Consider the following 25415-nt stretch of genomic DNA (forward strand, 5'->3'; position numbering starts at 1 on the left):
AAAAAGTAAGTGATTATGAGCAGAGATATCCACGAACATCGTATTCTAATTTTAGATTTTGGATCGCAATACACCCAACTTATCGCACGTCGCATTCGCGAAATTGGTGTTTACTGTGAATTATGGGGATGGGATGTTGAAGAAGCCGACATTCGCGAGTTCGCACCAAACGGCATAATTTTAGCCGGCGGACCAGAAAGTGTGACCGAAAATAACTCGCCACGCGCGCCAGAATACGTGTTTAACGCGGGTGTGCCAGTATTAGGCATTTGTTACGGCATGCAAACCATGTCTGAGCAGCTGGGCGGTGCGGTAATCCAAGGCGAAGGCCAACGTGAGTTTGGTTACGCACAAGTTGAAGTGGTAGCTGAATCGTCATTGTTTAAAGCCATTGAAGATGCGGTAGCGCCAAATGGTAATGCCTTGTTAGACGTATGGATGAGCCACGGCGACAAAGTATCGGCTATCCCTGAAGGATTCACTACTGTAGCGCAAACGCCTAGTTGTGAATTTGCGGCAATGATGCACCCAGAAAAGAACTTTTACGGCGTGCAATTTCACCCTGAAGTTACGCATACCCGCCAAGGTTTACGTATGCTTGAGCACTTTGTTAAAGACATTTGTGCTTGTGATGCTTTGTGGACGTCTGAATCTATTATCGAAAACGCAATTGCTCAAATAAAGCAGCAAGTGGGTGATGACGAAGTGATTCTTGGCCTTAGTGGTGGGGTAGATTCGTCGGTAGTGGCGATGCTTATTCAACGTGCTATTGGCGATAAGCTTACCTGTGTATTCGTAGATAATGGATTACTGCGTTTAAACGAAGGCCAACAAGTCATGGACATGTTTGGTAACCACTTCGGTCTCAATATCGTTCACGTAAACGCTGAAAGTCGCTTTTTAGAGGCAATGGCCGGTGAGAGTGACCCAGAGAAGAAACGCAAGATTATTGGCCACGTATTCATTGATGTATTTGATGAAGAATCGAAAAAGCTAAAAAATGCTAAGTGGCTAGCACAAGGTACTATTTACCCAGACGTTATTGAGTCAGCGGCTTCTAAAACCGGTAAAGCACATGTGATTAAGTCTCACCATAACGTGGGCGGTTTGCCAGACGATATGGACATGGGCTTAGTAGAACCTTTACGCGAGTTGTTTAAAGATGAAGTGCGTAAAATTGGCCTAGAGTTAGGTTTGCCTTACGACATGTTATACCGTCACCCGTTTCCTGGGCCTGGTTTAGGCGTTCGTGTATTAGGTGAAGTGAAGAAAGAGTACTGTGACTTATTGCGCCGTGCAGACGCTATCTTCATTGAAGAGTTACACAAAAACGATCTTTACAATAAAGTAAGCCAAGCTTTCACGGTGTTCCTACCGGTCCGTTCGGTAGGAGTAATGGGTGATGCGCGTAAATACGATTGGGTAGTATCGCTACGAGCTGTAGAAACTATCGACTTTATGACAGCGCATTGGGCACACTTGCCTTACGACTTCTTAGGTCATGTGAGTAACCGAATTATCAATGAAATAGACGGTATATCACGCGTGGTTTACGACATCTCTGGAAAGCCACCAGCTACCATTGAATGGGAATAATAACTCCCTATTAAAACAGGCGCCTTAAGGGCGCCTTTTTTATATCTGTTGACTCTCGGGCTAAGTATTGCTGAGCTAACAAACAGTGGCTTTCAGGATTGGGAAAGAGTGCGGTCTTCGTCTAACAATGTTCTATAGTGATGGCTTAATTGCAGGGAAGGGTAGTTTGAACATATTTGTATGGATGTTGGCTATATGCCAAGCCTTGCTCACTACGGGCAATATATTATTAGTAGCTGTAACTGGCTTGATTGGCCAACAGCTCGCGCCTTCCGCTGGGTGGGTAACCTTTCCTGTTGCTATGCAGTTTATGGGGTTAATGTTAGCGACCATTCCCGCCTCTCTTATTATGGGCGTTACTGGGCGAAAGAAGGGTTTTGTACTGGGTAACTTAGTGGGTATTAGCGGGGCAGTGTTGGCGGTGTATGCTCTGCACCAACAGCAATTTATGTTGTTTAGCTGTGCGACCTTATTACTTGGGATAGGAATTGGCTTTGGAATGCTTTACCGCTTCGCAGCAGTAGAGCTTTGCTCTGAGGGGCAACAACCAAGAGCCATTTCTGCCATTATGGCTGGCGGTGTTATTGCGGCAATCATAGGGCCGAGCCTCGCAGTTTATAGCCAGGCCTGGTGGCCTAAGCGGCCTTTTATTGGCGCTTTTGTCGGGTTGCTTGGTCTTTACATTATTGCCTTAATTTTGCTACTGATGATTCGCTTCAATGATGAAGCAGCTAGCAATCAACACTCAGTAGCCGCTCGGCCCTTAAGGGACATTATTGGCTCGGCGAATTACATAGTGGCAGTGGTGGCGGGCGTAGTTAGCTACTTTGTTATGAACTTACTAATGACAGCAACGCCTTTAGCGATGCATCACCATGGCTATCATTTTGCTCAATCTGCTTCCGTTATCGAGTGGCATGTATTGGGTATGTTTGCTCCTTCGTTTATCACTGGGCGTTTGATACTGCGTATTGGCTTGTTTCCAACCATGTTATTGGGATTAGGGCTAATGGTTGCTTGTGTTTTGGTGAATCTTCTAGGGACTAGTTTTAACCACTTCGCTATTGCCTTAACCTTGTTGGGCGTTGGTTGGAACTTCATGTTTATTGGCGCTACCCAAATGCTTACTCAGTGTTATCAGTTGAATGAAAAAGCGAAAGCGCAGGCAGTTAACGAGTTTGTGGTGTTTTCTTTGGTGGCAGTGTCGGCTTTATCAGCTGGTTGGTTAGAGCAAAGCTTTGGCTGGCGAGCGGTGAATTACAGCGCTTTGCCTATTTTGTTAGTTGGTTTGCTGTGTTTGGTTTTTTACCAACGTCAACATAAAGGGCAATGATCTTTTAAGCGTTTACAGCGCCGAGCGTTTTCATGCGTAAAATCAAAGATTATTTTTTTTAATGCTAAAGCCTTATGAATATTGTTGGTTTAGTTTGCTTAATAAGATAATTAGTTTTTTCATGCCCTTGAATTTTAGGCAAAAAAAAGCCATCGCATAAAGCAATGGCTACAAATTCTTTTTGACAGACAGGGTCAAAATAAGAAACAGGGAAGTCAGCAAAAGGCCGACAAATGCAAACACAACATAGCAATCAAAGTAATTACAAATCCGGTAACTACTTAAAGAGGCCTGACATAACACCTTGATATTAGGCGCTCTGTCAGACCCCTTCGCTTGATTGCGTGTGCATATTAATCTGCAACTGGTCGTACAACAATAGATAATTTATAATGCCTATAGATTAGAAAAACTTATCCGTTAATAGGATGTTAATATGGCGCGTCGTTTGCCCCCCTTAAATGCATTAAAAGCGTTTGAAGCTGCTGCTAGGCACCTCAGTTTTACTCGAGCTGCAGAAGAGTTATTTGTGACTCAAGCCGCAGTCAGTCACCAGATCAAAGCCTTAGAAGAGTTTTTGGGTTTGAAACTTTTCCGCAGAAAAAACAGAGCCTTACTGTTGACCGAAGAAGGCCAGGGCTATTTTCTTGATATTAAAGATATTTTTATATCGTTAACCGAAGCGACCGATCGGCTACTTGCTCGTGGCGCTAAAGGAACGATAACAGTTAGTTTACAACCCAGTTTTGCCATTCAATGGTTAGTACCACGTTTATCCCAATTTAGTGAGATGCATCCCGATATTGATGTTCGAATAAAAGCGGTAGATTTGTACGAAGGCTCATTAACCGAAGATGTCGACGTTGCTATTTATTATGGGCGAGGTAACTGGTCTGGTTTACGCGCCGATAAGCTTCACACTGAGTATTTGGTTCCAGTATGTTCGCCGAGCTTATTGGTGGGCGATAAAGCCTTAACCAAGCCTGAAGATTTGCAGTTTCATACGTTATTGCATGATACCGCCCGCCATGACTGGAAGGAATGGTTTAAGTTGGTGGGTTTGCGCCAAATGAATGTTAACCATGGACCTATTTTTTCTCACTCAACCATGGTGTTGCAGGCAGCAGTTTATGGGCAAGGTGTGGCGCTGGGACACAGTGTGCTGGCTAAGCCAGAGATTGAAGCGGGTCGCTTGGTATGTCCTTTTGAGCAGGTTTTACTGAGTAAAAATGCCTATTACATGGTATGTAAACCGAGCCAAGCAGAGCAGGGCAAGTTAGTGGCGTTTCGTGAATGGATGATTTCGCTGGTTGAGCAAGAGCAGCAGGAATTTGCGAATGAAGGTTTGGTAGACGCAGAATGAGCAATCAAATTAACGCCAGTTGGCCAATTCGTTTATTACTCGCGATAAGCGGCGGATTTACCGTGATAATGGGGGCGGGTGCCGCGCATGGCTTTAGTCGGTTTTTAGGTGACGCACAGCTTGGCTGGATAGAAACGGGCGTGTTCTACCAGCTTATTCATTTAGTGGCGGTGGTCGCTGTGCTGAATAAGTATCGCCTTAGTGCAATATTGTGGATTATTGGTGGTTGGTTATTTGCCGGTAGCTTATACTGCTTGGCTTTTTTCGGCGCTAAAATATTTGGGCCAATGACTCCGCTCGGTGGAGTGGTGTTGATTATTGGCTGGTTGTGTTTAGCGTTACCTACAAAGAGTATAAGTAATGAGTAGTATCATCCTTTATTGTCGCTCTGGTTTTGAGAGTGACTGTGCCGCCGAAATCCAGTTTCATGCCGAGCAGTTAGGCTATTTCGGGTTTGCCAAAGCAGGTGATGGTAAAGGGTTTGTAGAGTTTAGCTGTTTCCAAAGTGAGCACTCAGTAAGTCTTTATCAAAGCATAGATTTTCGCCAGTTGGTATTTGCTCGGCATTGGTTTTTAGCCTTGGCAGAAATGCAGTTAGATGAAGCGAACCGAGTGGCATCTATTTTAGCGCTAGAGCAGAAGTTGCCTCGGTGCGGGAGTTTGCGTTTAGAGTACCCAGATACTAACGACGGAAAAGCACTATCAAGCTTTTGCAAAAAATTTACTCGCCCGTTAGAAAACGCGCTGGTTAAACACCAATGGTTGACTAAAAAAAACAATCCAAAACTACCCGCTATGCAGCTGTTTTTTGTTAGCGGTACCCATTGTTGGCTAGGTTATTCTGATACTCGTAATGGTAATGCTCAGCCTAATGGCATTCTACGTTTAAAATTTCCATCTGAAGCGCCTAGCCGCTCAACCCTAAAGCTTGATGAAGCCTTTATGGTATTGCTGAATGAACAAGAGCGCGAGCAGTACATTGAGAACGGCCAACATGCGGTTGATTTAGGGGCTTGCCCAGGTGGTTGGACTTACCAGTTGGTTAGGCGAAATATGTTTGTAGCTGCAGTGGATAACGGCCCTATGGCGCAGTCTTTAATGGATACTGGCCAAGTGCAGCATTATCGAGAAGATGGGTTCAAATATAAACCTGAGCGTGACAATGTAAGTTGGTTGGTGTGTGACATGGTTGAGCGCCCGGCTAAAGTATCGCGATTAATGCTTAAATGGTTAGCCAATGGTTGGTGTCGCTACGCCATGTTTAATTTGAAATTGCCAATGAAGCAGCGATTTACTGAAGTTAATCAAGACTTGGAACTATTGCGAGAAGGCTTGAGTGAGTTAGGTTTCAAACATGAAGTAAGAGCCAAGCAACTCTACCATGATAGGGAAGAAATCACGGTTTTTGCACGAGTTTATTAAAACATCATTGATGCAGTGCTAAGCGATAAAAAAGGCAGCCTAGGCTGCCTTTTTTGAATCGATAATAAGTTTATAAACGATCTAAAATCGATTGGGTAAACTCTTTGGTGCCGGCTGTGCCACCTAAATCACGAGTGGTTCGGTCACCACTTGCTATTACTTCGGTAAGCGCTTTTAGAATGTTAGCGGCTTTGTCTTCCATACCTAGGTATTCAAGCATTTGAATACTGGCTAAAATAACCGATGTTGGGTTAGCAATATCTTGTCCTGCAATATCAGGTGCGCTGCCGTGTACCGCTTCAAAAATTGCTGCACGTTCACCAATATTAGCGCCAGGAGCCATACCTAAACCGCCCACTAGGCCAGCACATAGGTCAGACAATATGTCGCCAAATAAGTTGGTGGTAACCATTACGTCAAAGCGCTCTGGGTACATTACTAGGTTCATACATGCGGCATCAACAATCATTTCTTCCGACTCAATATCGGGGTATTGCTTAGCAACTTCACGTGCTACTTCTAAAAATAAACCAGAAGTAGATTTCATGATGTTAGCTTTATGAATGGCGGTGACTTTCTTACGGCCTTCACGGCGCGCCAATTCGTAAGCAAATTTTACAATGCGCTCTGCCCCATCTTTTGTAATAACACTCATCGCTTCGGCGCTAGTGCCGTCTTCGCTACGTTTCTGACCAATACCGGAGTACATCCCTTCGGTGTTTTCGCGAACGGTGATGATATCAATGTTCTCGTAACGTGCTTTAGTACCCACAAAAGAGCGTACTGGGCGAATGTTAGCGTAAAGGTCGAAATGTTTACGCATTGAAACGTTGATAGAGGTGAAGCCGGTACCCACTGGTGTTGTGAGTGGGCCTTTTAGTGCGATGCCATTTTGTTCGATGAGTTGTAGGGATTTCTCAGGTAACAGGCTGCCATCACTTTCTAACGCAGTAAGCCCTGCGTTGGCAAAATCATATTCAAAACCACAACCCGCTTTGTCCATGATAGCGATTGCACTTTCGATAATACTAGGGCCAATACCATCTCCTGGTATTACGGTGATTCGTCTTGTTGACATATCTCTTCCTAAATTCGTAGGCATTTTTTATTATCTAAGGGGAGGAGGTAACACTCCGTGTTATTGCCCGACAATTGAGGTCTTCGGGCAACACACAGTTTACATTTTTTTAACTCAATACTCAAAAGGATTCAGCTAATACTAAGGTATTAGCTTGATTTTAAGACTAAATTTCAGCCAGCTTTGTTAAGACTTATAATTTGAAAACCTCAATGGATTTATTCAGTGTATTGGCAATTTCAGTGAGCTCCTCAACCATTTTGGTATTGTTCTCTGAGCTATCGAAAGTACTTTTTGCTAAATCGTTGATGCCGACAATACTGGTGTTAATTTCTGCCGCCACTAGGGTCTGTTCTTCAGCGGCTGTGGCAATTTGAGTATTCATGTCATGAATCACTGATACTGAGCTACTTATGGCCTCTAAGGCTTGATTTGCTTGGTCTGATTTTTCTGCGGTGAGTTGAGCATCTTTGGCGTTGGTTTGCATTAATGATACGGAGTTTTTCGCCTCGGTTTGCAGCTTGGTAATCATCTCTTGAATTTCATTAGTGCTATCTTGAGTCCGATTAGCGAGATTACGCACCTCATCGGCAACCACCGCAAAGCCTCGACCTTGTTCGCCTGCGCGTGCTGCTTCAATCGCCGCATTAAGCGCTAGTAAGTTGGTTTGTTCAGCAATGCCGCGAATTACCTCTAATATTCGGCCAATGCCCTCTGTTTCCATTTCTAGCTTGTTAATCACCTCCTGAACTTTCTCAATACCGCCAACTAGCAAATTAATGTTGTTGTTCATTTCGTTGACTACGCTAATGCCTTGCTGGGAGTGTTCGTTGGCTTCAGTTGCTGCCGTTGAGGCTTGAAGTGCGTTACGTGCTACTTCATCTACAGTTACCGTCATTTGGTTCATTGCCGTTGACGTTTGCTCCAATTGCATCATTTGTGATTCAGAGCTGGTGTTTACCGTTGAGGCTGACTCGTGAATAAGGGAAGACGATTTATTTAATTGCTCGGTGGCGGTGTTAATGCCGGTAACGATGCTGGTGAGGTTTTTGACCATTGCCAACACTGCATGATAAATCCCGGTTTCATTTCCAGTTTGCTGCTCCGAATAGCGTAAATCACCTTTGGCAATGTTTTGCACAATGGTTTCTATGTCTGAGGGTTCGCCGCCAATCGGGGCATACATTAATCGGATGACCACAAAGTAAGTAATCACTAAGGCGACAATAATTAGCACTACCGCGAGAGAGGCTGTGATCAAAAGATTACGGTTGGAGGCTTGGTTTATACTATCCCATCGGTCCCACGCCCATACTGTCCAGTTTAGTGTGGATGCTTTTGCTGATACCACGGAATACTCGTTACCATCAAAATCATAGTCATGCTGGCTTGAGTCCATTGTATTGTACTGTTTATAGGAGGGGCGTAACTCAAACAGGTTTTTGCCAATGTAATCAGTATATTTAGCCGCAATAATAAAACCGTCTTCTCGGCTTACAAACAGCTGGTTTTGTTCCGATAAGCCATCAATAAACGTTGTTATCTGATTTAAGGCAAGGTTAACCGCCAAAATGCCTATCGCTTTGCCATCGCGCTGCACTGGAACAGCTACCGCCATTACAACATCACCAGTGCTGCTGGTATAAGGAGTGGTAACAATTTTAGCTTCATTCGCCATACCACGGGTATACCATTCGCGATTAAGCTTTTTAGCGTTGAAGTTAGGAATAATGCCATTATTGCTGGCAGCGTAAGTGTCTCCATTAGCCAAACCGATGTAGGCATTAAGCACGCCTAATTTGTTCTTCATCGCATGTAGCGACACCATTAGTTGTTTTTCATCTACTTTGCCAGAGGCACTGACTGGAAGTTCGGCGGCCTTTAAATCCAAGGCATCAAAATAACGGTCCATTTTTTGTTCAATCGCTTTCGCGATAAGGAACGCTTGATCGTCCAATTGGGCGGTGTAATTGACTACAGAAGCGGATTTAAAGTTAATAAATCCAACGGCGGAGATGAGTAGAATTATAATGGAGAACAACAAACCCATTAAGTAGAGGATCTTTGCCTTGGCGCTCATTTATATTTCCCTATATTTATTTTCATCTTCTGCAAAAGCTTGGCCTTATTGGACAAACTAGTATGCATGCGACTAAATAAACTATAGATCAAAAAACTACTTTGAATGGTTTAGCCAAGAAGACTTTTTTAAGGTAGCTTTAGCTAAATGTTATGGGATAACCAGAGCTTAGATGAAAGATTTAAATGCTTTACACGTTTTTTTAGCGTTAATGCACACTCGTTCTACCACTAAAGCCGCGCGGAAATTAGGGCGGTCACAGTCTTATGTTTCAAAGGTGTTGGCTCAGCTAAGAGAGCAATTAGATGATCCCTTGTTTGTGAGACATGCTGGAGATTTACAACCTACTAGTTATGCCGAATCCATTGCTCCTAAATTAAAGCGCGCTTTGGTAGATGTAGATCTTGCTCTTGAACCCGATGAATTCGATCCATCAAGTGTCAGTAAAGTGACCTTGCATATTGTTGAGCCTTATTTGATTACCTTAGGCAAACAAATCATCGACGCGATAAGAGAGCAAACATCAGCAGTGATTGAGATGAGGCAGTGGGGCGCTAATAGCGAATCGCTTATTTTACGCGAAGAAGTAGACCTTGGCTTACATGTTATCAATGATAAACCTCAGTCTTTTTACCAAAAAAGAATTCACTCTGGGGCGGGCTATTTTCATGGTAATCAATCTGGGGAGTATGTGAAGTTTCTAATCTCGGGAGTGAACGAGCATCAAGACCATTTCAGGGCACTAGATCCCACAATAGAAGTGGGAATTATTGTTGATAGCCATATATTATTAGATCAACTGATGGGCAATTGTTTTACTTTAAAGTACGAACCTTACTATGAAAAAAGCCAACAGCATCAATTGAATATTGATGTTGCATTGATAATGAAAAGCTCGCTTCGTTATTCGGCTAAACAACAATGGCTATCAAATCTGATTTCGTCAATTATCGATCGACACAATAGCGAATGGTTAGCCTTACAGGGCGAGTAGTAGAGTAGCGAAGGGATCGCTACTCTACGTTTGTTGTGGCGTTTAAATCGCCGACAAATATGATTTAAAGGCTTTTAAGCGTACAGTTGCCCCACCAATAATATCCATAAAACCAAGCGCTGGATGTGGTTTGTTAGCCGAAACCCAGCCAGAACCGGTAGCGCCAATAGGCACGTTGTAACCTTCTGGCTCTTCGAATTCGATGACAATGGTTCGACCGTGTGAGCCCATGTTGTTACCCACGTGTCGGCGAACTTGCTGTGAGCCGTTTATTACTGAAACGCGCGCTTCACCAGTACCCGTTGTTAAGCTATGCACTCGACCGCGGAATATTTCACCGGGGTAAGCATCAACATAAAATTCAGCAAACTGACCCACTTGTATGCCGCGGTACGTTTGGTCGGCGATTCGCATTTCTACAAATTTCTTGTTGGTATCGTATAAGTGCATATTACCTACACGCGTGCCGTTTACGATATTGGTAATCGATAACTGACCATCAAATGGCGCACGAATTTCACGACGTTCATTCTGCCAATTAGCATTGGTCATTTGCGCATCTAAGCTTAGCATTTGGGCTTTTACCGACAATACGTTCGCTTCGGTTTGTTCAATTTTGGTTCGTAAATCATCACGTTGATACTCTTGTGCAAATTCACTTAAGTTCTCTAAACGTTGAAGGTTTTTCTTGTCGTTATTGATTTGGTAAATCAAAGCCAGTATTTCTGCTTCGGCAGCTTTCTTCTGCGCTTCTAAACCGATAACTTGAGATTCAGTATCTTCGGTTTTAAGGGTGTAAATAAGATCGCCTTTCTTAACCATTTGGTTATGTACAACAAAAACTTCTTCTACTTCTTGGCCAAATAAAGGGCTTAGCACGGCGTGTGGTGCTTTTACGGTTGTACTGTCTGTAAGGTCGGCCGGTGACCAAAAACGGTGTGCTGTAAACAAGGCTGCTGCCAACATTACGCCGATACTAACGGTGATAACCGCATTACGTAATGTCCACTGAATAACCCCTGTTTTTACCAGTATCCAACAGATTAAAATATACGGGAGCATAATCTCTTTCATGATTTATTCCTCCACACGCTTAGTGATAGCGCGACCATTGCGAATAATATTAGATAGCTCTTTAGCTAATACGTCCCAACGCGCAAAGGCGATGATGATAGCGAGTACCCACCAGGTTTTATCGATGAATAAACCACACAGAGAAAGAGCAAAAATGATTTGGGTATGGGCGCTCGACATTTTGGCTGCTTTATGTACAGCGACCTCATGTAGGCACCAGAATAAGTAGGCAAGGTAAACCAAAATTGCCACTGTGACGAAAAAGACAAAACCCATGAATATTTCAGAATCGAGTAACTTCAAGATGGTTGGATAACCTTGAGAAAAATAGTCCTCTGGTAAGGCTTTACCATGAATAGTTGCTAGTTTAGATAACAGCACTGATGAGCCAATTAAAATACCTAGGGCCGCAGCGGTTTTAATAAGACTTTTGCAGGTTTTTATCCCAATCCTTAAGAGTTTTTTTGGCAACGATTCATTTCGTTGTATATGAGTTGAATTATTAGACATCTAGCATTTGCCTTTAAAAGATAAAATCATCTAAATCTTATCTAAAGGGTAGGGTTTATTTGGAATATCCAATATTCCAAATAACCTTATTCAAGGTTTAACAAATACTTGGTAGTGAACGATGATGCTTAGGGAGTAGAAGCTTGATAGCGAAGTTGCTTGAGAGAGAAGCCTAGTTTTAAGTCTGTTTTAAGACTAAGAAGCTGTTTAGCTAATAACAACGCTTTGCTATTGGCTTGTACCTTGGCGACTAATTTGTCTGGCTGGGCTTCTGCGAGGATATCTGCGGTGTTAGTGTAGCGTTCCAATAACGTTTGAGCGCTTTTATTGCCAACACCCGGAACACCACTTACGTTTACGCTATTAATGCCGACTAAAGACCAGTAATCACCGAGCTGATTTATTTTAATACCAAACTTTGTTTCAACCTCATCGATGGATACATAGTCGCGGCGAAAGTAGTCGTACAAACTTATACCTTGGGTAAGCAACGAATAGTAACCACGATCTGTTGAGATTATGGTAACAGGGTAGTTTGCCTTAGCGGCTTTACTGGCTAGGGTGGCACAAATATCATCAGCTTCCTCATTAGGGGCTGAAATGGAGTCGATGCCTATGTCTAGTAAATGGTCTTTTAGCGTTTCAAGTTGCTCGGCGAGCGCTATTGGCATTGGCGAGCGGTTTTGTTTATAGGCAGGGTATAGGTTTTCACGCCAAGCACAGCGGTCACCGTCAAACACGGCAATAATGTGTGACGGTTTTAGAGTTGTGATGATTCGCTTACAGGCGCTGGTTAGCGCTTGCTCTGTCGCTTTGGCTAAGGATGCATCAGGTGTACGTTGCTGCTGCACCGCATAAATACGACGAATCAAGTTTAAGGCATCAATAATGACTAGTTGCTTAGCCACGCTGATGCCCCTGTTGCCAAGGTGCTATCACTTTGCTTTACCTATTTTATAACAAGGTTCATAGTGGCTACCGGGTAGTTTCATTCGATGTTGAGCAACGAAGTCCTGTAGTAGTTTGTCTAACATTTTCATTATTTTAGGGTCACCGTCAATAATAAAAGGACCATGTTTTTCGATTTGTTTTATTCCCTCATCTTTGACATTACCACTGACAATGGCAGAAAACGCGCGCCGTAAATTTGCTGCCAAATCTTGCGGCGCTTGATCAAAGTGTAAATTAAGCTTCTCAACATTTTTGTGTAAAGGCTCAAAGGGATGCTGGAAATCGCTATCAATTTTTAAACTCCAGTTAAACGAGTAAGCGTCGCCTATCGCCCGGCGATAATCCTTCACTTTTGGCATCATTTGTTTGATGACTTGAGCAGCTCGAGCAGAATCGTCAATGATGATTTGATAGCGTTGCTGAGCTTCATGACCTAAAGTTTCGCCAATAAACTCATCAATGCTTTTAAAGTACTCTTCACTAGATTTAGGGCCGGTTAAAACTATAGGTAGCGGTTGGCGGGCGTTTTCTGGGTGCATCATAATGCCAAGTATGTATAGCAGTTCCTCAGCGGTTCCTGCGCCCCCTGGGAAAATGACAATGGCATGCCCCATACGAACAAATGCCTCTAAGCGCTTTTCAATGTCGGGCAATATGATGAGTTCGTTGACGATAGGGTTAGGTGGCTCAGCCGCGATAATACTTGGCTCTGTTAAACCAATATAACGGCCATCATTTACGCGTTGCTTAGCGTGGCCTACAGCAGCACCTTTCATTGGCCCTTCCATAGCGCCAGGCCCACAGCCAGTGCAAATATTTAACTCCCGTAAACCCAATTGGCTGCCAACCTCTCGAGTATATTGATACTCAACTGCATTTATAGAGTGCCCCCCCCAGCAAACGACTAAGTTTGGCTCGGTGCGAGGATGGATAACCCGCGCATTACGCAGCATTGAAAACACTAAATTGGTGATGTGGGATGATTGGTTTAGATCTAAGTGAGCTTGTTCTTTGATTTCGTTAGAGACATAGAGAATGTCGCGTAACACGCTAAACAAGTGTTCTTGAATACCACGAATAATTTCGCCATCTACAAAAGCATCTTCTGGCGCATTGGCAAGTTCTAATTTAACCCCTCGCTCGCGGCTCAGGACGTTAATTTCAAAATCTTTGTAGCGTTCTAAAATTTCTCGGCTGCTATCTGTTTTACTACCAGAGTTGAGCACAGCAAGGCTACAGTTTCTATAAAGGAGATAAATATCTTCGGAGGCACTTAAGGTGAGTTGGTCTACTTCAAGCTTCGACAGTAAGTTCATGCTGCCTACAGGATTTATATGGGTAATCATCAACACCTCACGGGTAATTTTGCAATTTGCATATTACAGTATAGCGTGAGGTGTGATGTAAGCGTTGTGTTATTCCTCTTTAGTCGAAACTAACTAGCTGATTATGTTAACTTTGTCACGGCCGCTGCTCTTGGATTCATACAAGGCTTGGTCGGCGCGTTCAAAAGCATCTAAGGGCTTGTCACTTTCTTTGAACAGGGTTGCGCCAATAGAAACAGTAATCGATACTTGTTGGTCTTTAAATCTAAAGGGTAGGGCTTTTATTTGCTCTCGAATATTATCTAATGGCACTAGTACAGCGTCGGGCGAGATATTTGGCATAAGTAACACAAACTCTTCACCACCAAAGCGAGCTAAGAAGTCTGTGTCTCGTAAATTATTTTGCAGAGCGCGGGCAATCACCTTAAGCGCTTTATCACCAGCCATATGCCCAAACTTATCATTAATAGATTTGAAGTGGTCGATGTCAATAATTGCCATGCCTAAGTTGTAGCCGTAACGCTTCCAACGTTTGTACTCGAGTTCCAAGCGTTCGTCTAAAGCTGCGCGGTTGTAGACCTGGGTGAGGCTGTCGATAAATAGCTTATGTTTATGAGCATTTAAGCGCTTTTTGTACTCGTGAGTTTCTTCACGCACTAAGCGTAGTTTTAGCTCAACATCAGTCAGTTGTTCGAGTAAATCTGTAGTTTTTTGCTCTAGTTGTTCTTTTTCTTTAAAGACGTCGGCAATTTGAATTAGTCGGCTTTGAATTGAGTTTTTTAGGGCGTCTAAGTCGTTACTTGAACGTACTTCGGCTCCCAACTCTAACAAGCGGCTTTTAAGTAAGCCATCGCTTTGCTTTTGATCTTTATGAATTGATTTAGATTGGCTTAGTGAGTCATTAAACTGATCGTGAACCCCTCCTAAACTTTCGTTTAATGAGTACAAGAACTCTTGCGAAGCCTTGCGTTCTTCACGGCTACCTTCAATGACGAGCTGAATAACCTTAATGCACATGCTTGGCAGTTCATCAGGCTCTACACCTACCAGTAAATCGGAACGTACTTGGCCAAGTTTGGTGCCAACATCGCCACTGTAATCAAGCTCAGTAATTAAGCGCTGTAGGTCATCACAAATTCGCTTGTGTAAGCGACTATTAAGCACACTCTCTTTGGGTTTTACTGATGCAACATTATCGGTGCTTCCTGCTGGAGCTCCGCCAAAAGCTGGCTTGTTCAGTAAGGCTTGATAATAGTAATTTAACAGCTGCTCTAAGCGTTGCTGATTATCACCATGTGAATAAGCGGGTTCTTGTTCCAAAAAATCAGTGAGTTTGCGACGCAGCTGGGGCGGTAAGCCGTTAATGCGTTTTAAAGATTCACCAGAAGATTTAATGATTCGTTGATTATGAGCGAGTAGAGTTTTTAAAGTCTCGCCGTGTTGTTTAAACAAGCCATCTAATTCGTTTTGGTATTGAGAGATAGCCGACAGGTCATCGTTTTGTTCAACGTCTTCGATAAGTTGTTGAAGTTTTTGATCGAGCTGTTCGTCTAGGCCATAACAAATTTTTGATAGGCGTGAAATTAGCTGGCTTATTGCTTTTTTTTCCATTCTAACCTTTGCATCTTGGTCTGAAGGATTGTTGTTGGAACTGTCTATTTCGTTTCTCACCAACGCAAGTCGCTTCTTAATAGTGATGATATCGCTCATCGTTAAAACCAATACATCCTAGCGTGCCTAACATAAAAATTTAGCATAACACGAGATATTCGATAACTACAGATGCTAACAAGTCATTAATTGTAATTGAGTGTTATCAAAAGTTTACCAATTAATGAGGCTCTTATCAGCAGATGCGTTCACTTTCACCAAGCCTTTAGAAATGGCTTGTTTTACATCTTGAGTCACATCGCTACAAAAGAATGCGGCGTGTGATCCACTCATTGCAGTGAGCTCGACCCATTGATTATTATTTGTTTGTGTACAGAGTTGCTGGGCACCTTCAAGCGCTAACCATACAACTTCAGTCATACCTATATCGTCAATTGCATCTTCAGCTTTAGTTAAAAATGGCAACATACAGCTACCAATAGCTAAGATTAGTTCAATTTTTTGCGTTTCAGCGCATTTTTCAGCGCGCTCACTTAAATGTTGACTCAGTTTTTGAGGCGTATTACGACCTTGCTCGATACACAATATTATTTGTTTATCGTTAATGTGCCCTAGGTGGAAATCGCCGTCCAAATCAGTAATAAGCTCTTCAACAAACAACTTAATTAAGTCTCGATGAGATTTAAAGCCCAGCGTTTGATGGTTTACTAAACCGATTTTTTCGATAGATAACATGAGCAAAATACGGGGCTGCTGTTTGTTTTCTTGATTATCGCGCAAGCACAGTAAAGGCGTTTCACTATGCGCTAACTGTTGCCAACCGGTAATAGGGTGGTGATTGAGTTTTAATTTCAGCTCTTTGAGTGATGCATTGCGGCTTAATAGCTTTTGTCTTGTGACTAAAAATAAGAACAGCAGCATAATGCCAAATACGCAGACCAAGACTAAAATGAGCTGCTGAAAGTTACTTTGTTGCGAGATAATGGCTTTCTCACGAGTTAAATCAGATAGTTGCTGGGCTTGTTCTATATATTGATAGTGTTGCTTGAATTGTTCTCTTTTTAACTCATTTCGAATTTGCTGATAACGCTGATTTAAGCTGTGATAAACCTTAAATTGCTCTAAGGCTAGGGCGTAGTTACCATTTTCTTCGTAGGCTTGAGTGAGTAACTTATACACTTTACTGTGGCTGCTGGTTAAGCCCATGGTATTGGCGAGTTGTTCGGCTTTTTCCAGCTGCAAAATGGCCAAGCCATTCTCTTTATTGTTGATGTGTAGTTCACCCAATAGTAAAAGGCTGCGTAACAGCTTATTGGGTTGATTCAAAGTGGTATAAAGCTGTCGCGAAATCTGCAGGTGCACTAAAGCTGGCGTATAGTTCGACAGTTCCATATAGGTTTGACCTAATTGCAGTTCTACGTCGGCTAGTAAATGGAGGTTATTATTCGCTTTGGCAATATCTTTAGCGTTGAGGTAGTGCACTAAAGCTGCATCAATATCACCGGTTAACTCTGCCATGTTACCCAGTGTGGCGATCTCTTCAGCTTGTAGGTCTAGGTTGCCAAGTGTTACTGCGTATGCGATGGCATCTTGTTGAATTTGTTCCGCAATGGCCAATTCGCCTTGGCCTAAATACACTCGGGCAATATTGGCTTTTAATAAGCTGCTTAGGAGCAAGGCTTCATTGGTTTTTACATCCGCGTCATCAAGTTCAGCCTCACTTAAATGACTCAGTGCTAATTCTGGCTGGTTGTTTATTAGGTAGTAGTTGGCCAGCAAAGCTTCTGACCAAGCTCTTAAAATGACTGATTTACTGGCGTAAGCTTCTTCTTTTGCTTTTAGTAAGTAGCTTTTAGCTTCGTTGCTTTTACCTTGGCTTTGATAAAACAACGCCAGTACTTTTTGTAGCTGGAAGCGCATGTTTGGCAGTGGAAAAATCTTTAGCTTTTCAAGGTTAGATTGCGCTAATTCAATGTAACTTCGCGTCTCTACTGCTCTATTGGGATCGCCACTTAATACCAACGCGGCAATAATATAGGCTTGGGTTAGATGGGCTTGATGCTGTTGTTGTTTTGCTAGATAAATGGCGTGGTCAATATAGTTTTGAGCCTGTTTGGTATCGCTAATACGATAAGAACATAGCGCGCCAAGTTGTAATGTGAGCAGTTCAATGCTCTTCGACTCAGGACTTTGTTTGGTGCTGTTTTGCTGTTGCTCTAAGCGCTGTTTAGTTTGTTGTAGACACATTCTAGGGTTAGCAATGAGTAATTGGCGTAGCGGCTCTAAGGCTTTTGGAACATGTACAAATCCATGTTCGTAAGCCTGGGTATTAGCCGACAGTATGCCGCAGATTAAAGCCAATAAACGCCAAATACTAAAATGTGCTTTCAAGAAACTAAATATCCTCATTGACGAAGCAAGCGCCAATTTCCTAAGCGAGCGGTAGCTTCAGGATCGTTACTTCGCATAGGATTAATATCTAAGCCGCCGCGGCGCGTATATCGAGCATAAACGGTAAGCTTGCTAGGTTGGCAATAATGCATTAAGTCGGTGAATATACGTTCCACACATTGTTCGTGAAATTCGTTGTGCTGACGAAATGATATTAGGTAGCGAAGCAGCGCCTCTTGCTCAATTTTAGGTCCATTATAATGGATGTAAACACTGGCCCAGTCTGGCTGATTAGTGACTAAACAGTTAGATTTTAACAAATGGCTGTTTAGTGTTTCCGTTACTCGCTGATGGTGGTCGCAAGCGTTTTCTAACAAGCTTGGATCCAGTTCATAGTTGTCGATAGCGATATCTTGATTATCGATATTATCGCCAGGCATCGCTGAGTTATCCATTGCGCTTGAAATGGGCAAAATAGTCACGTCTACTTCACCTTCAGCACAGTGGCTTAAATCTTTTTCCAGTATTTTCTCTACAGCAGAAAAGTCACTAAAGTGGCTTTGATTAAAACTGTTTAAATAGAGTTTGAAAGACTTGGATTCAATTAAGCAACGCGAACTAGCAGCAATTTTAACTTCAGCTACTGCAACAACAGGTAAGCCATTATCGTTTAGCCACGATAGTTCGTATAAATTCCACAAATCGTACCCTTTAAAAGGCAAGTCTTGGCTTTCGTCTAGGCGTATTTGTTGGCGATTAAGTGTACGTGGCACACCTTGCAATAAGCTGGGTGAGTAATGGCTAATATAGTCGGTAGGTTTACCGAGGCTCAAACTGTCTTTTAACTGTTCTGAAGTGTTTAGGGGCTGCTTTTTCATGGTGTTGTTACATCGAATTGGTTAGGCTTAGTCTATCTCAATTCTAAGTGAAACACATCTATGAGCAGCGTGATATCAAAGCCTTTAACAGCAGTTTTTTCCAAGTTTGAGCGTGAGTGGCAAAATTCGTCTTATCCACAAGTTGAATACGATAACGATTGGTTGTCTCCTTGTACCGTGGGTGAGCCTGTTGATGAGCAAATACATTGGCACCCGGTACTAAGGGAGCAAACTGGGGATTTTTCTGGGATTGAAGCTGCGCTTGAGCTAACTCTTCACCCTAGTATTCAAGCGTTTTATGGTGATTACTTTTCTGAAACTCTAGCGGTTGATTTTCAAAATAATCGTATTGAGCTGGTACAGGCTTGGAATGAACAAGATTTTGATATGCTGCTCGAAAACATTATTGGCCACGTGTTAATGCAACGCAGATTAAAGCAGAATGAGACCGTATTTATTGCTAGTACTGACGATGAAATGCAGGTTGTGAGTATCAATAATGATTCGGGTGAAGTGGTGTTAGAGCAATTGGGTAAAGGCATCGACCGTGTATTAGCGAGTAGCTTAGACGACTTTTTAGCCCAATTGACCCTAGCGAGTTAACGTTTGAAATCCCATGATATATTTGACACCAAGCGACAGCTATCGCATTTAAAATCAAATATATCATGTTCAACCTCTTCTAATTTCCATTGGCCTCCACAACTTGGGCAAGCTCTAGCCTTCTCAGTAGATAAGCTTTCACCGCCAACGCGATACAAGTATAAGTAAGTGGGGGTTTTAGTGAGGTATTCCAGCCGCTTGCATAAGTTGCTACCACGTTTAAACAAGCGACTTTTGGTACTGCTCATTTCCATTAGTGCACCATGTTCAAGAATGCTGCCATTCATTTGTAATTGATCGCAAGCTGACCAGTCCTCTTGCCATTTTACTAATTGTTTGTGATCGCCATTGGCTACTGCGGGTAGGTGATACAAAGGAATAGGCGTGAAATGGTCGCCACAACGCAGCGGTGAACAGCTTTGTAAATAGTTGGTATACAGCACTTGCCAAGAGGGCGATTCACATAAGTCGCTGTCATCAGAGTTAATATCTCGGCCCAAACTTTTTATCTTGGGGCTAAGTAAACCTACATCACTCAAGGCTTGTTTAGCACGTTTAACCTGAGCGCTTTGGTGGCTTTCTAGCAAACTATTTTCTTCAGGGCAAACAACTCGAGTACTAAAGGTTGCGTCTTTTATCACCACTGGGAATTCTCGGCCGATAATTTGTCCGTTATAGCGCCAGCAATCGAGTACTTGGTTTATGGCTTTTTCAGCTTGGCTAATAGTGGTATCTGCAAAACACTCAAACTCTAAGGTCGTTAAATACATGCTTAGTGATTAGCTTCTAGTTGTGTTAGGCGTTTTAGTAAAAATGCTACTTGAGACTCAAGCTCCGCAACGCGCTTTTCCAAAGATAGAGTATTGGTAGAAGCAACAATAGTTGGCTCTGCTGGGGTCAAACCCTCAATAATACTAGGGTCGCGTTTATAGGCATTTATTGCCTCAATGACCAATGGCATGGGTTGTCGAGAACTTAAACGGCCTTTTACTAAAGCCAAAGTAGGTTGCTTATTATCATCCACTAAAGATTTAATGGCTAACAGAACAATTTGTTGAGACATCTATGTTTCCCTAATGGCGGACAGGTTTTTGGTATAAGTCTAGTAGCTGCTGAATAGCGACTTGTAGCTCAGGAGAATTACTTGGATCTCTAAGCTGTGCCAATACAAAACTACGTAGACTTGGAATAAATACTAAGTCTGTAAAGATCTGTTGAAACAACTCAGGATCTTGTTGTTTGGATAAGGCTTCAAGAAACGCTTTAAGTATGTTTGGTTCAGCGAGTTGTTGCCACAAACGACCTGCCACTGCAATAAAACTATGAATTGACGTAGCATTTTCTAACTGAAGCATAATGGATTTGTTGATTAGTTGCGTAACTGACGACCCAGCTAAGGCTCTTAAATATAGGCTAGCTAATTCTTCATCTTTTTCTAATTGTTCAGCATGGCTTTGGGCTACGCATTGGCTCAGTTGCTGATCGATGCTGGCATGCTCTAGCAACTCTAGCGTTTTATTAGCCACTTCAATGGGCAACTTATGGAATGCCGAGCTTAATAATTTACTATTCTCATCTCTATCTAAACGCGCAATGACATCTGCCAGACCTTGCAGGGCAAGGGTTTGCCAGTTATCCCACGAGCTATCCGCACTTAAGTAACGGCGAACGGCTAGGTAATGCTCTGAAGGTGGTAACTGACAGTCTTTCTTATATACAGCATTAAAATATGCCAGCTTTTCTTCCATAGGTTTGTAGATGTATTGATTATTGGCTAATGCCTGCTGTTGCTCTTCCGTCGGTTCTTGGTTGAGTTGATGACCCATTGCATCAATCACTCGTTGTATAAACTCATCACGCGCTCCTAGGCTAATAAAGCCTTGTTCATCAACCGGAAGCTGTAAAAACCATATATAAGGTGTATCAGATTGCTGCTTTTGCCAAAAGCATAAGGCAAAGCGGGCTTGCTGCTTAATAGGGGTAGGGTACGGCTGTTTTGCTGTTTCTATGTGATAGAAGTCTTGATTGGATATGTGATGTATCTGTCGACCCATTTCATAAACGCGTAGCTCACTCCCCGAGAGCTGGAGGATTTCGCTTAATGTAGTTATTTTTTTCATGTTCTTAGGTTTCAGTCATCAATGTGGCGTAAGTATCCACATTTATAGGCTTTAGGGCAATCAATAGGCTTAACGGTGCCAGCTGTGTAAAGCAGTGTTACAATGTTGCTTTTAATAGAAGCTTCTTTTAGTTATGCCTGACTCTGTTTTACTGTGCCTAAATCAATTAGAAACCAGCCTCAAGAAATGTAATTGTTGGCAGATGTCTGAGCCAAGCGCAGCCGCTCTCGCAAGTTCGCAACCTTTTTGCGTTGATACCTTAAGTTTGCCGCAGTGGTTGCAGTTCATACTCATCCCTCGAATGCGTGCGTTGATCGAATCTGGTAGCCAATTACCGCAGAAAGTCGACATTTACCCTTATGCCGAAGAGTCTGTTAAACAATTAGATATTGATACTGGTGAGTTACTCACCAGTATTAAGGCTTTTGATGAGTGCTTTCCTCAATGAATAACATTATTGAAACTGCTGAAGATCACATCGAGCCCATTCCCGCTGAGTTAGATATTTTGTATCAAGATGAACATTACGCAGCGATTTATAAGCCTGCGGGTTTACTTGTTCATAGAAGTTGGATTGCCAAAGAAGCCACTCAATTTGCGATGCAAATGCTGCGTGACCAGCTGGGCCAATATGTTTACCCGGTTCACCGTTTAGATCGACCGACTAGCGGTGTGCTAATAATGGCTAAATCTTCAGACGCGGCGAAACATTTATCAGTGTTATTTGCCGAACATGCAATAAGGAAAACCTACCTTGCTGTAGTGAGGGGCTATATAGAGGGTGAACATTTACTCGATTACCCGCTAAAAGAAAAGCTAGATAAAATGGTAGACGGTAAAGCTCAGCAGGATAAGCCTGCTCAATCAGCCATTACTCACTATAAAGGCTTACAAAAATCTGAACTTCCATACCCCTCAGGAAAATTTACAACATCTCGTTACAGTTTGGTGGAACTTAAACCGGAAACTGGAAGAAAGCACCAGCTTCGTCGACATATGCACCATTTAAGTCATCACATCATCGGCGATACCACTTATGGCGATGGCCGCCATAACCGCTTATTCCGTGATTTGAACCATGCCGGTTTATGGTTAATTGCTAATCAACTAAGCTTTGTCCATCCCTATACAAAGCAGAATATCAGCATTGTTTGTCCCCGACCTGAGCGGTGGAAACAGATGTTTAAGCTAATGAACTGGAAATAGTTCCACTTTTATTGGTGATCTACATCACATTAATGAAACCAAAATGGAACTTTGAAAAGGGTTTCAAGGTCGTGTAAAAAAATTACTTTTTTCATACCTTAACCTTAAATATTAGTCGATATTTCCTGTTTTTTTAGTAATTAACCTACTGAAAGCCTTTTCTTTGTGATTGAAAGCATTTTCATGGCTTTTCTTATGGTCATTTGATGATGTGATCCACAGCTTGTTTTTAGCTGTGAAACCCCTGTTTTCAAGCGATTTTCAGAAAAAGCATTCTGTGATCAGGTTCAAAGTTGTGTCTGTGCAGCCTCCCTATAATCCATCTCAGTTAGCGGATATAAGCACTCTTAACAAATGCACCGCTGGCTCTTACTTAAAAAGGTAAGGGACTTAGTAGTTCTAAAGGAAAAGGAAAGGATTATGAAACTGAAAACACTTGCTGTTGCAGTTACTGCGGCAACAATATCTTCAAGCGCTTTCGCTCTTGATTTCAATGGTTACTTCCGTGCGGGCTTCGGCTTGAACGCTGACGGTGGTTCACAGTACTGTTATGGCGACGGTGGCCCTAACGCTCACGTTGTTGGTCGTTTAGGTGATGAGTGTGATACTTACGCTGAATTATCTTTGAGCCAAAATGTTGTTGAACGTAATACTGGTGAAAAATTCTCTATTCACACCTTGGTTGCTTACGGCACTCAAGAAGGTAATACAGACCAACGTGGTAACTCTTGGCAGGGCGTAGGTGAAGCTACAGACCCTTGGTCTGGTCAACGTTTATCTTTCCGTGAAGCCTACGCTAAATACACTATGGCTAGCGGCACAGAAATCTGGGCAGGTAACCGTTACTACGGTCGTAAAGATGTTCACATCAACGATTGGTACTACGTAAATGGTTCTGGCTACGGAGCTGGTGTTGATAGCATTGATCTAGGCTTCGCTCGTTTGGGTGTGGCTGTACGTCATAACAAATGGCATGATGTAGGTGGTGACGATAGCCAACCTTACACATCAACTCCACAATTGGACGTTCGTTTAAGCGGCATCGATATCGGTTTAGGTTCTATTGACCTAATCGCTATGGGCGGCAAAGCTAACCTAAGTGATGCTCAAGAAGATGCTCAAACTGATGACAGCTACAACGACAAAACTGGTGTTCAGTTAACTGCTGAGTGGGCTGTTGGTCTACCTGGTGGCTTCAACAAGTTAGTTGCTCAGTACTCTACTGAAGGCTACGGTTGGTCTGGTTACGGTATGAACAACCACTTAGGTGATTCATACAACATCGGTGGTGGCGGTGACTTAGGTCGTAAATCATGGCGTATCATTGACCACGGTGTGGTTAAATTTGGTAGCAATGTAGATATGGGTTGGTCTGCTTTTTACTCGCAACTTGATCAAGACGACGCGGGTGATAACAACAAGAGCGATGGTACTCGTTACGGCGTAACAGTACGTCCACGTTACTTGTGGAACAACACCATGAGCACAATTCTTGAAGCTGCATACTATAATGCAGAAGACCCATGGATGAGCGAAAGTGCTGACCTTAACAAGGTTGCATTAGCTCAAGCTTGGTCTCCTCTTCAAGAGAAAGGTGGTTTCTGGGCACGTCCTGAAATCCGTATCTTCGTAGCGAAGTTCGGTGGCGACATGGCTCAAGAGAAAAATGACCTAATGTACGGCGCTCAAGTTGAAGCTTGGTGGTAAACACCGCATTTTAACTTAATTAGTTAGAACGCTAGTCAAGACCCTTAAAATACTCTATTTTAAGGGTCTTTTAGTTTTTTAGGAGGTAGTAATGGGAACTAAACTTGGTGTTGTAGTTTTAGCGTCGATGGTCGGTTTAGCTGCATGTAGTTCGGGAACAGATGACTCTTTGCTATCTGTTAGTGCCGATACTCGCTATCTTTACGCTGATACGCTTGTTACTGAGCGCACATTAGATGCTGCACCAGTTTGTTGTAATAGTTTCGAGCAAATTGATTTCAAATCGATTAACTATGATTACCAATCTGAAGAAGCAATCGATAACTCTAGGCAGGCTTTTCAGTTTAACTCTGGAAAAAGCTTTATCGTAGCTTATGAGTTGCCGCGTTTAGGTGAAGACATTCCAGTAACTTTAGAGGCCGAAATTGGAGAGACAGTTTTTGCTCCAACCGTTGTGCTTTTGAATGAAAATTTCCAAGTATTACGTGTGCTGCCATCAGACTTTTTTAAGTATGTTGAAGCAAAACACTTTAAACCGAACGTATTAGCTGGTTCATTTAAAGTTCGTTTGGCTTCAGGCTTACCGGAGGAGCGTGAGCGGTATATGGTAGTTTATACTACTGACCAATCACTAAGCGAACAGACTCAAATTGTTCACCCTGCGAGAACCTACGCAAAAGCTCAAGCTAAAGCCGATCCTGGATTACCTGATCCATTAATTCCGCACTCCGTAATGGGTATGCTTAGTGTTGCGTTTAACTCTTCTGCTTCTACCGTTTTTTCCGACAATGCATGGTTTGGTGGTAAGAAAGAGGAACCATTACCGGCACCATCAAACGATGCCAGTGTAGCCGCAGTTAGTGCAACTAGCACCGCAGCAGTCACATCATCCAGTAACTCTGCGAATGCGGTAGCAGTAGACAGTCGTAGCCTGAAAAAAGCGATGCTACCTGAAACCGAATCTTTCTATAACAATCTTATCGAAGATATGGTGTCTAGAGACGAAGTGGAAAAAGCACTGAAGTTAGTAGAAGAAGCCGAGTATGCCGGTTCACGTTCAGCGCGTAATGCCTTTATTGAGGCAGTTAAGAACAAGTAAAACTGTTCTATTGTAACGTTTAATTAGCCAGCTAATGTAGCTGGCTTTTTTGTGCTTATTAAGTATAAAAAAAG

At 42.7% G+C, this 25415-nt stretch carries 23 protein-coding genes; 11 read left to right on the forward strand and 12 right to left on the reverse strand.

The window, feature by feature from the left end; translation table 11 throughout:
• The first annotated feature begins 15 nt into the window (after positions 1 to 15).
• From guaA to rlmM, 5 genes are all read left to right on the forward strand, one after another.
• The gene (gene guaA, locus ACLD71_RS13545) at positions 16 to 1596 is read left to right on the forward strand and encodes a glutamine-hydrolyzing GMP synthase (RefSeq protein ID WP_411991024.1); all 1581 of its coding nucleotides are present in this window, start codon (positions 16 to 18) and stop codon (positions 1594 to 1596) included.
• 166 nt (positions 1597 to 1762) lie between these two features.
• Entirely contained in the window at positions 1763 to 2929 is a 1167-nt protein-coding gene (locus ACLD71_RS13550; RefSeq protein ID WP_411991025.1) for an MFS transporter, read from the forward strand.
• Positions 2930 to 3365: 436 nt separating this feature from the next.
• The gene (locus ACLD71_RS13555; RefSeq protein WP_137672826.1) at positions 3366 to 4292 is read left to right on the forward strand and encodes a transcriptional regulator GcvA; all 927 of its coding nucleotides are present in this window, start codon (positions 3366 to 3368) and stop codon (positions 4290 to 4292) included.
• Positions 4289 to 4660 carry a DUF423 domain-containing protein gene (locus tag ACLD71_RS13560; RefSeq protein ID WP_411991026.1) on the forward strand — a complete coding sequence of 124 codons (372 nt, stop codon included), beginning with the start codon at positions 4289 to 4291 and terminating at the stop codon, positions 4658 to 4660. Before ACLD71_RS13555 ends, ACLD71_RS13560 begins: the two co-directional genes overlap by 4 nt.
• Entirely contained in the window at positions 4653 to 5714 is a 1062-nt protein-coding gene (gene rlmM / locus ACLD71_RS13565; protein ID WP_411991027.1) for a 23S rRNA (cytidine(2498)-2'-O)-methyltransferase RlmM, read from the forward strand. The genes ACLD71_RS13560 and rlmM overlap by 8 nt, the downstream gene beginning before the upstream one ends.
• A gap of 70 nt (positions 5715 to 5784) precedes the next feature.
• On the opposite strand, the gene ACLD71_RS13570 is transcribed toward rlmM, so the two are convergent.
• Both ACLD71_RS13570 and ACLD71_RS13575 read right to left on the reverse strand, forming a co-directional pair.
• On the reverse strand, positions 5785 to 6792 hold the full coding sequence (locus ACLD71_RS13570; RefSeq protein WP_137672829.1) for an isocitrate dehydrogenase: 1008 nt from the start codon (positions 6790 to 6792) through the stop codon (positions 5785 to 5787).
• Positions 6793 to 6985: 193 nt separating this feature from the next.
• Entirely contained in the window at positions 6986 to 8872 is a 1887-nt protein-coding gene (locus tag ACLD71_RS13575; protein ID WP_411991028.1) for a methyl-accepting chemotaxis protein, read from the reverse strand.
• A 172-nt stretch (positions 8873 to 9044) separates the two neighbouring features.
• On the opposite strand from ACLD71_RS13575, the gene ACLD71_RS13580 reads away from it, so the two are divergent.
• Entirely contained in the window at positions 9045 to 9866 is an 822-nt protein-coding gene (locus ACLD71_RS13580) for a LysR family transcriptional regulator (protein WP_137672831.1), read from the forward strand.
• Positions 9867 to 9908: 42 nt separating this feature from the next.
• Here the strand turns inward: ACLD71_RS13580 and ACLD71_RS13585 are convergent, their stop codons facing one another.
• The 7 genes from ACLD71_RS13585 to queF all read right to left on the reverse strand — a co-directional run bounded on the left by ACLD71_RS13585 (position 9909) and on the right by queF (position 18606).
• Positions 9909 to 10940: an HlyD family secretion protein gene (locus ACLD71_RS13585; protein ID WP_137672832.1), complete on the reverse strand. Its 1032-nt coding sequence runs from the start codon at positions 10938 to 10940 to the stop codon at positions 9909 to 9911.
• Between the two features lie 3 nt (positions 10941 to 10943).
• On the reverse strand, positions 10944 to 11450 hold the full coding sequence (locus tag ACLD71_RS13590) for a magnesium transporter (protein ID WP_411991029.1): 507 nt from the start codon (positions 11448 to 11450) through the stop codon (positions 10944 to 10946).
• A gap of 128 nt (positions 11451 to 11578) precedes the next feature.
• Positions 11579 to 12358: a flap endonuclease Xni gene (gene xni / locus ACLD71_RS13595; protein ID WP_411991030.1), complete on the reverse strand. Its 780-nt coding sequence runs from the start codon at positions 12356 to 12358 to the stop codon at positions 11579 to 11581.
• Between the two features lie 27 nt (positions 12359 to 12385).
• Positions 12386 to 13747 carry a nucleotide 5'-monophosphate nucleosidase PpnN gene (ppnN, locus tag ACLD71_RS13600; protein WP_137672835.1) on the reverse strand — a complete coding sequence of 454 codons (1362 nt, stop codon included), beginning with the start codon at positions 13745 to 13747 and terminating at the stop codon, positions 12386 to 12388.
• Between the two features lie 93 nt (positions 13748 to 13840).
• Positions 13841 to 15436: a GGDEF domain-containing protein gene (locus ACLD71_RS13605; protein ID WP_303514889.1), complete on the reverse strand. Its 1596-nt coding sequence runs from the start codon at positions 15434 to 15436 to the stop codon at positions 13841 to 13843.
• 114 nt (positions 15437 to 15550) lie between these two features.
• Positions 15551 to 17728, reverse strand: a complete 2178-nt coding sequence (locus tag ACLD71_RS13610; RefSeq protein ID WP_411991031.1) for a hypothetical protein — start codon at positions 17726 to 17728, stop codon at positions 15551 to 15553.
• A 14-nt stretch (positions 17729 to 17742) separates the two neighbouring features.
• Positions 17743 to 18606 carry an NADPH-dependent 7-cyano-7-deazaguanine reductase QueF gene (gene queF / locus ACLD71_RS13615; protein WP_411991032.1) on the reverse strand — a complete coding sequence of 288 codons (864 nt, stop codon included), beginning with the start codon at positions 18604 to 18606 and terminating at the stop codon, positions 17743 to 17745.
• Between the two features lie 60 nt (positions 18607 to 18666).
• On the opposite strand from queF, the gene syd reads away from it, so the two are divergent.
• Entirely contained in the window at positions 18667 to 19209 is a 543-nt protein-coding gene (syd, locus tag ACLD71_RS13620) for a SecY-interacting protein (RefSeq protein ID WP_137672839.1), read from the forward strand.
• Here syd and ACLD71_RS13625 read toward each other — a convergent pair.
• Genes ACLD71_RS13625 through ACLD71_RS13635 form a run of 3 tightly spaced genes read right to left on the reverse strand, consistent with a single transcriptional unit; the run spans position 19206 to position 21329 of the window.
• Positions 19206 to 19979 carry a Zn-ribbon-containing protein gene (locus ACLD71_RS13625; RefSeq protein ID WP_411991033.1) on the reverse strand — a complete coding sequence of 258 codons (774 nt, stop codon included), beginning with the start codon at positions 19977 to 19979 and terminating at the stop codon, positions 19206 to 19208. The genes syd and ACLD71_RS13625 overlap by 4 nt on opposite strands.
• Positions 19980 to 19981: 2 nt before the next feature.
• Positions 19982 to 20272, reverse strand: a complete 291-nt coding sequence (locus ACLD71_RS13630) for a hypothetical protein (RefSeq protein ID WP_411991034.1) — start codon at positions 20270 to 20272, stop codon at positions 19982 to 19984.
• A 10-nt stretch (positions 20273 to 20282) separates the two neighbouring features.
• Positions 20283 to 21329 carry a DUF3549 family protein gene (locus ACLD71_RS13635; RefSeq protein ID WP_411991035.1) on the reverse strand — a complete coding sequence of 349 codons (1047 nt, stop codon included), beginning with the start codon at positions 21327 to 21329 and terminating at the stop codon, positions 20283 to 20285.
• Between the two features lie 202 nt (positions 21330 to 21531).
• On the opposite strand from ACLD71_RS13635, the gene ACLD71_RS13640 reads away from it, so the two are divergent.
• From ACLD71_RS13640 to ACLD71_RS13655, 4 genes are all read left to right on the forward strand, one after another.
• Positions 21532 to 21777 carry a YqcC family protein gene (locus ACLD71_RS13640; RefSeq protein WP_235836178.1) on the forward strand — a complete coding sequence of 82 codons (246 nt, stop codon included), beginning with the start codon at positions 21532 to 21534 and terminating at the stop codon, positions 21775 to 21777.
• A complete protein-coding gene (gene truC, locus ACLD71_RS13645; RefSeq protein WP_137672844.1) occupies positions 21774 to 22535 on the forward strand; it encodes a tRNA pseudouridine(65) synthase TruC in 762 nt (253 codons plus the stop codon). The genes ACLD71_RS13640 and truC overlap by 4 nt, the downstream gene beginning before the upstream one ends.
• A 420-nt stretch (positions 22536 to 22955) precedes the next feature.
• Positions 22956 to 24242 (forward strand): maltoporin, encoded by a 1287-nt coding sequence (locus ACLD71_RS13650; protein ID WP_411991036.1) that lies wholly within the window; start codon positions 22956 to 22958, stop codon positions 24240 to 24242.
• Positions 24243 to 24333: 91 nt separating this feature from the next.
• Complete coding sequence (locus tag ACLD71_RS13655) at positions 24334 to 25341, forward strand: MalM family protein (RefSeq protein WP_411991037.1); 1008 nt, start codon at positions 24334 to 24336, stop codon at positions 25339 to 25341.
• The last annotated feature ends 74 nt before the right edge of the window (positions 25342 to 25415 follow it).

This window comes from Agarivorans sp. DSG3-1, assembly GCF_046774965.1.
In the GTDB taxonomy this organism is placed as follows: Bacteria; Pseudomonadota; Gammaproteobacteria; order Enterobacterales; family Celerinatantimonadaceae; genus Agarivorans.

What these genes read in the sequence shown, in the direction of transcription:
- syd (WP_137672839.1), top strand. Translation starts at nt 18,667, where the DNA reads ATGAGCAGCGTGATATCAAAGCCTTTAACAGCAGTTTTTTCCAAGTTT.
- ACLD71_RS13580 (WP_137672831.1), top strand. Translation starts at nt 9,045, where the DNA reads ATGAAAGATTTAAATGCTTTACACGTTTTTTTAGCGTTAATGCACACT.
- ACLD71_RS13655 (WP_411991037.1), top strand. Translation starts at nt 24,334, where the DNA reads ATGGGAACTAAACTTGGTGTTGTAGTTTTAGCGTCGATGGTCGGTTTA.
- queF (WP_411991032.1), bottom strand. Translation starts at nt 18,606, where the DNA reads ATGAAAAAGCAGCCCCTAAACACTTCAGAACAGTTAAAAGACAGTTTG.
- ACLD71_RS13635 (WP_411991035.1), bottom strand. Translation starts at nt 21,329, where the DNA reads ATGAAAAAAATAACTACATTAAGCGAAATCCTCCAGCTCTCGGGGAGT.
- ACLD71_RS13650 (WP_411991036.1), top strand. Translation starts at nt 22,956, where the DNA reads ATGAAACTGAAAACACTTGCTGTTGCAGTTACTGCGGCAACAATATCT.
- ACLD71_RS13555 (WP_137672826.1), top strand. Translation starts at nt 3,366, where the DNA reads ATGGCGCGTCGTTTGCCCCCCTTAAATGCATTAAAAGCGTTTGAAGCT.
- ACLD71_RS13590 (WP_411991029.1), bottom strand. Translation starts at nt 11,450, where the DNA reads ATGTCTAATAATTCAACTCATATACAACGAAATGAATCGTTGCCAAAA.
- ACLD71_RS13605 (WP_303514889.1), bottom strand. Translation starts at nt 15,436, where the DNA reads ATGAGCGATATCATCACTATTAAGAAGCGACTTGCGTTGGTGAGAAAC.
- ACLD71_RS13625 (WP_411991033.1), bottom strand. Translation starts at nt 19,979, where the DNA reads ATGTATTTAACGACCTTAGAGTTTGAGTGTTTTGCAGATACCACTATT.
- ACLD71_RS13560 (WP_411991026.1), top strand. Translation starts at nt 4,289, where the DNA reads ATGAGCAATCAAATTAACGCCAGTTGGCCAATTCGTTTATTACTCGCG.
- ACLD71_RS13570 (WP_137672829.1), bottom strand. Translation starts at nt 6,792, where the DNA reads ATGTCAACAAGACGAATCACCGTAATACCAGGAGATGGTATTGGCCCT.
- ACLD71_RS13630 (WP_411991034.1), bottom strand. Translation starts at nt 20,272, where the DNA reads ATGTCTCAACAAATTGTTCTGTTAGCCATTAAATCTTTAGTGGATGAT.
- ACLD71_RS13575 (WP_411991028.1), bottom strand. Translation starts at nt 8,872, where the DNA reads ATGAGCGCCAAGGCAAAGATCCTCTACTTAATGGGTTTGTTGTTCTCC.
- ACLD71_RS13585 (WP_137672832.1), bottom strand. Translation starts at nt 10,940, where the DNA reads ATGAAAGAGATTATGCTCCCGTATATTTTAATCTGTTGGATACTGGTA.
- ACLD71_RS13640 (WP_235836178.1), top strand. Translation starts at nt 21,532, where the DNA reads ATGTCTGAGCCAAGCGCAGCCGCTCTCGCAAGTTCGCAACCTTTTTGC.
- guaA (WP_411991024.1), top strand. Translation starts at nt 16, where the DNA reads ATGAGCAGAGATATCCACGAACATCGTATTCTAATTTTAGATTTTGGA.
- rlmM (WP_411991027.1), top strand. Translation starts at nt 4,653, where the DNA reads ATGAGTAGTATCATCCTTTATTGTCGCTCTGGTTTTGAGAGTGACTGT.
- ppnN (WP_137672835.1), bottom strand. Translation starts at nt 13,747, where the DNA reads ATGATTACCCATATAAATCCTGTAGGCAGCATGAACTTACTGTCGAAG.
- truC (WP_137672844.1), top strand. Translation starts at nt 21,774, where the DNA reads ATGAATAACATTATTGAAACTGCTGAAGATCACATCGAGCCCATTCCC.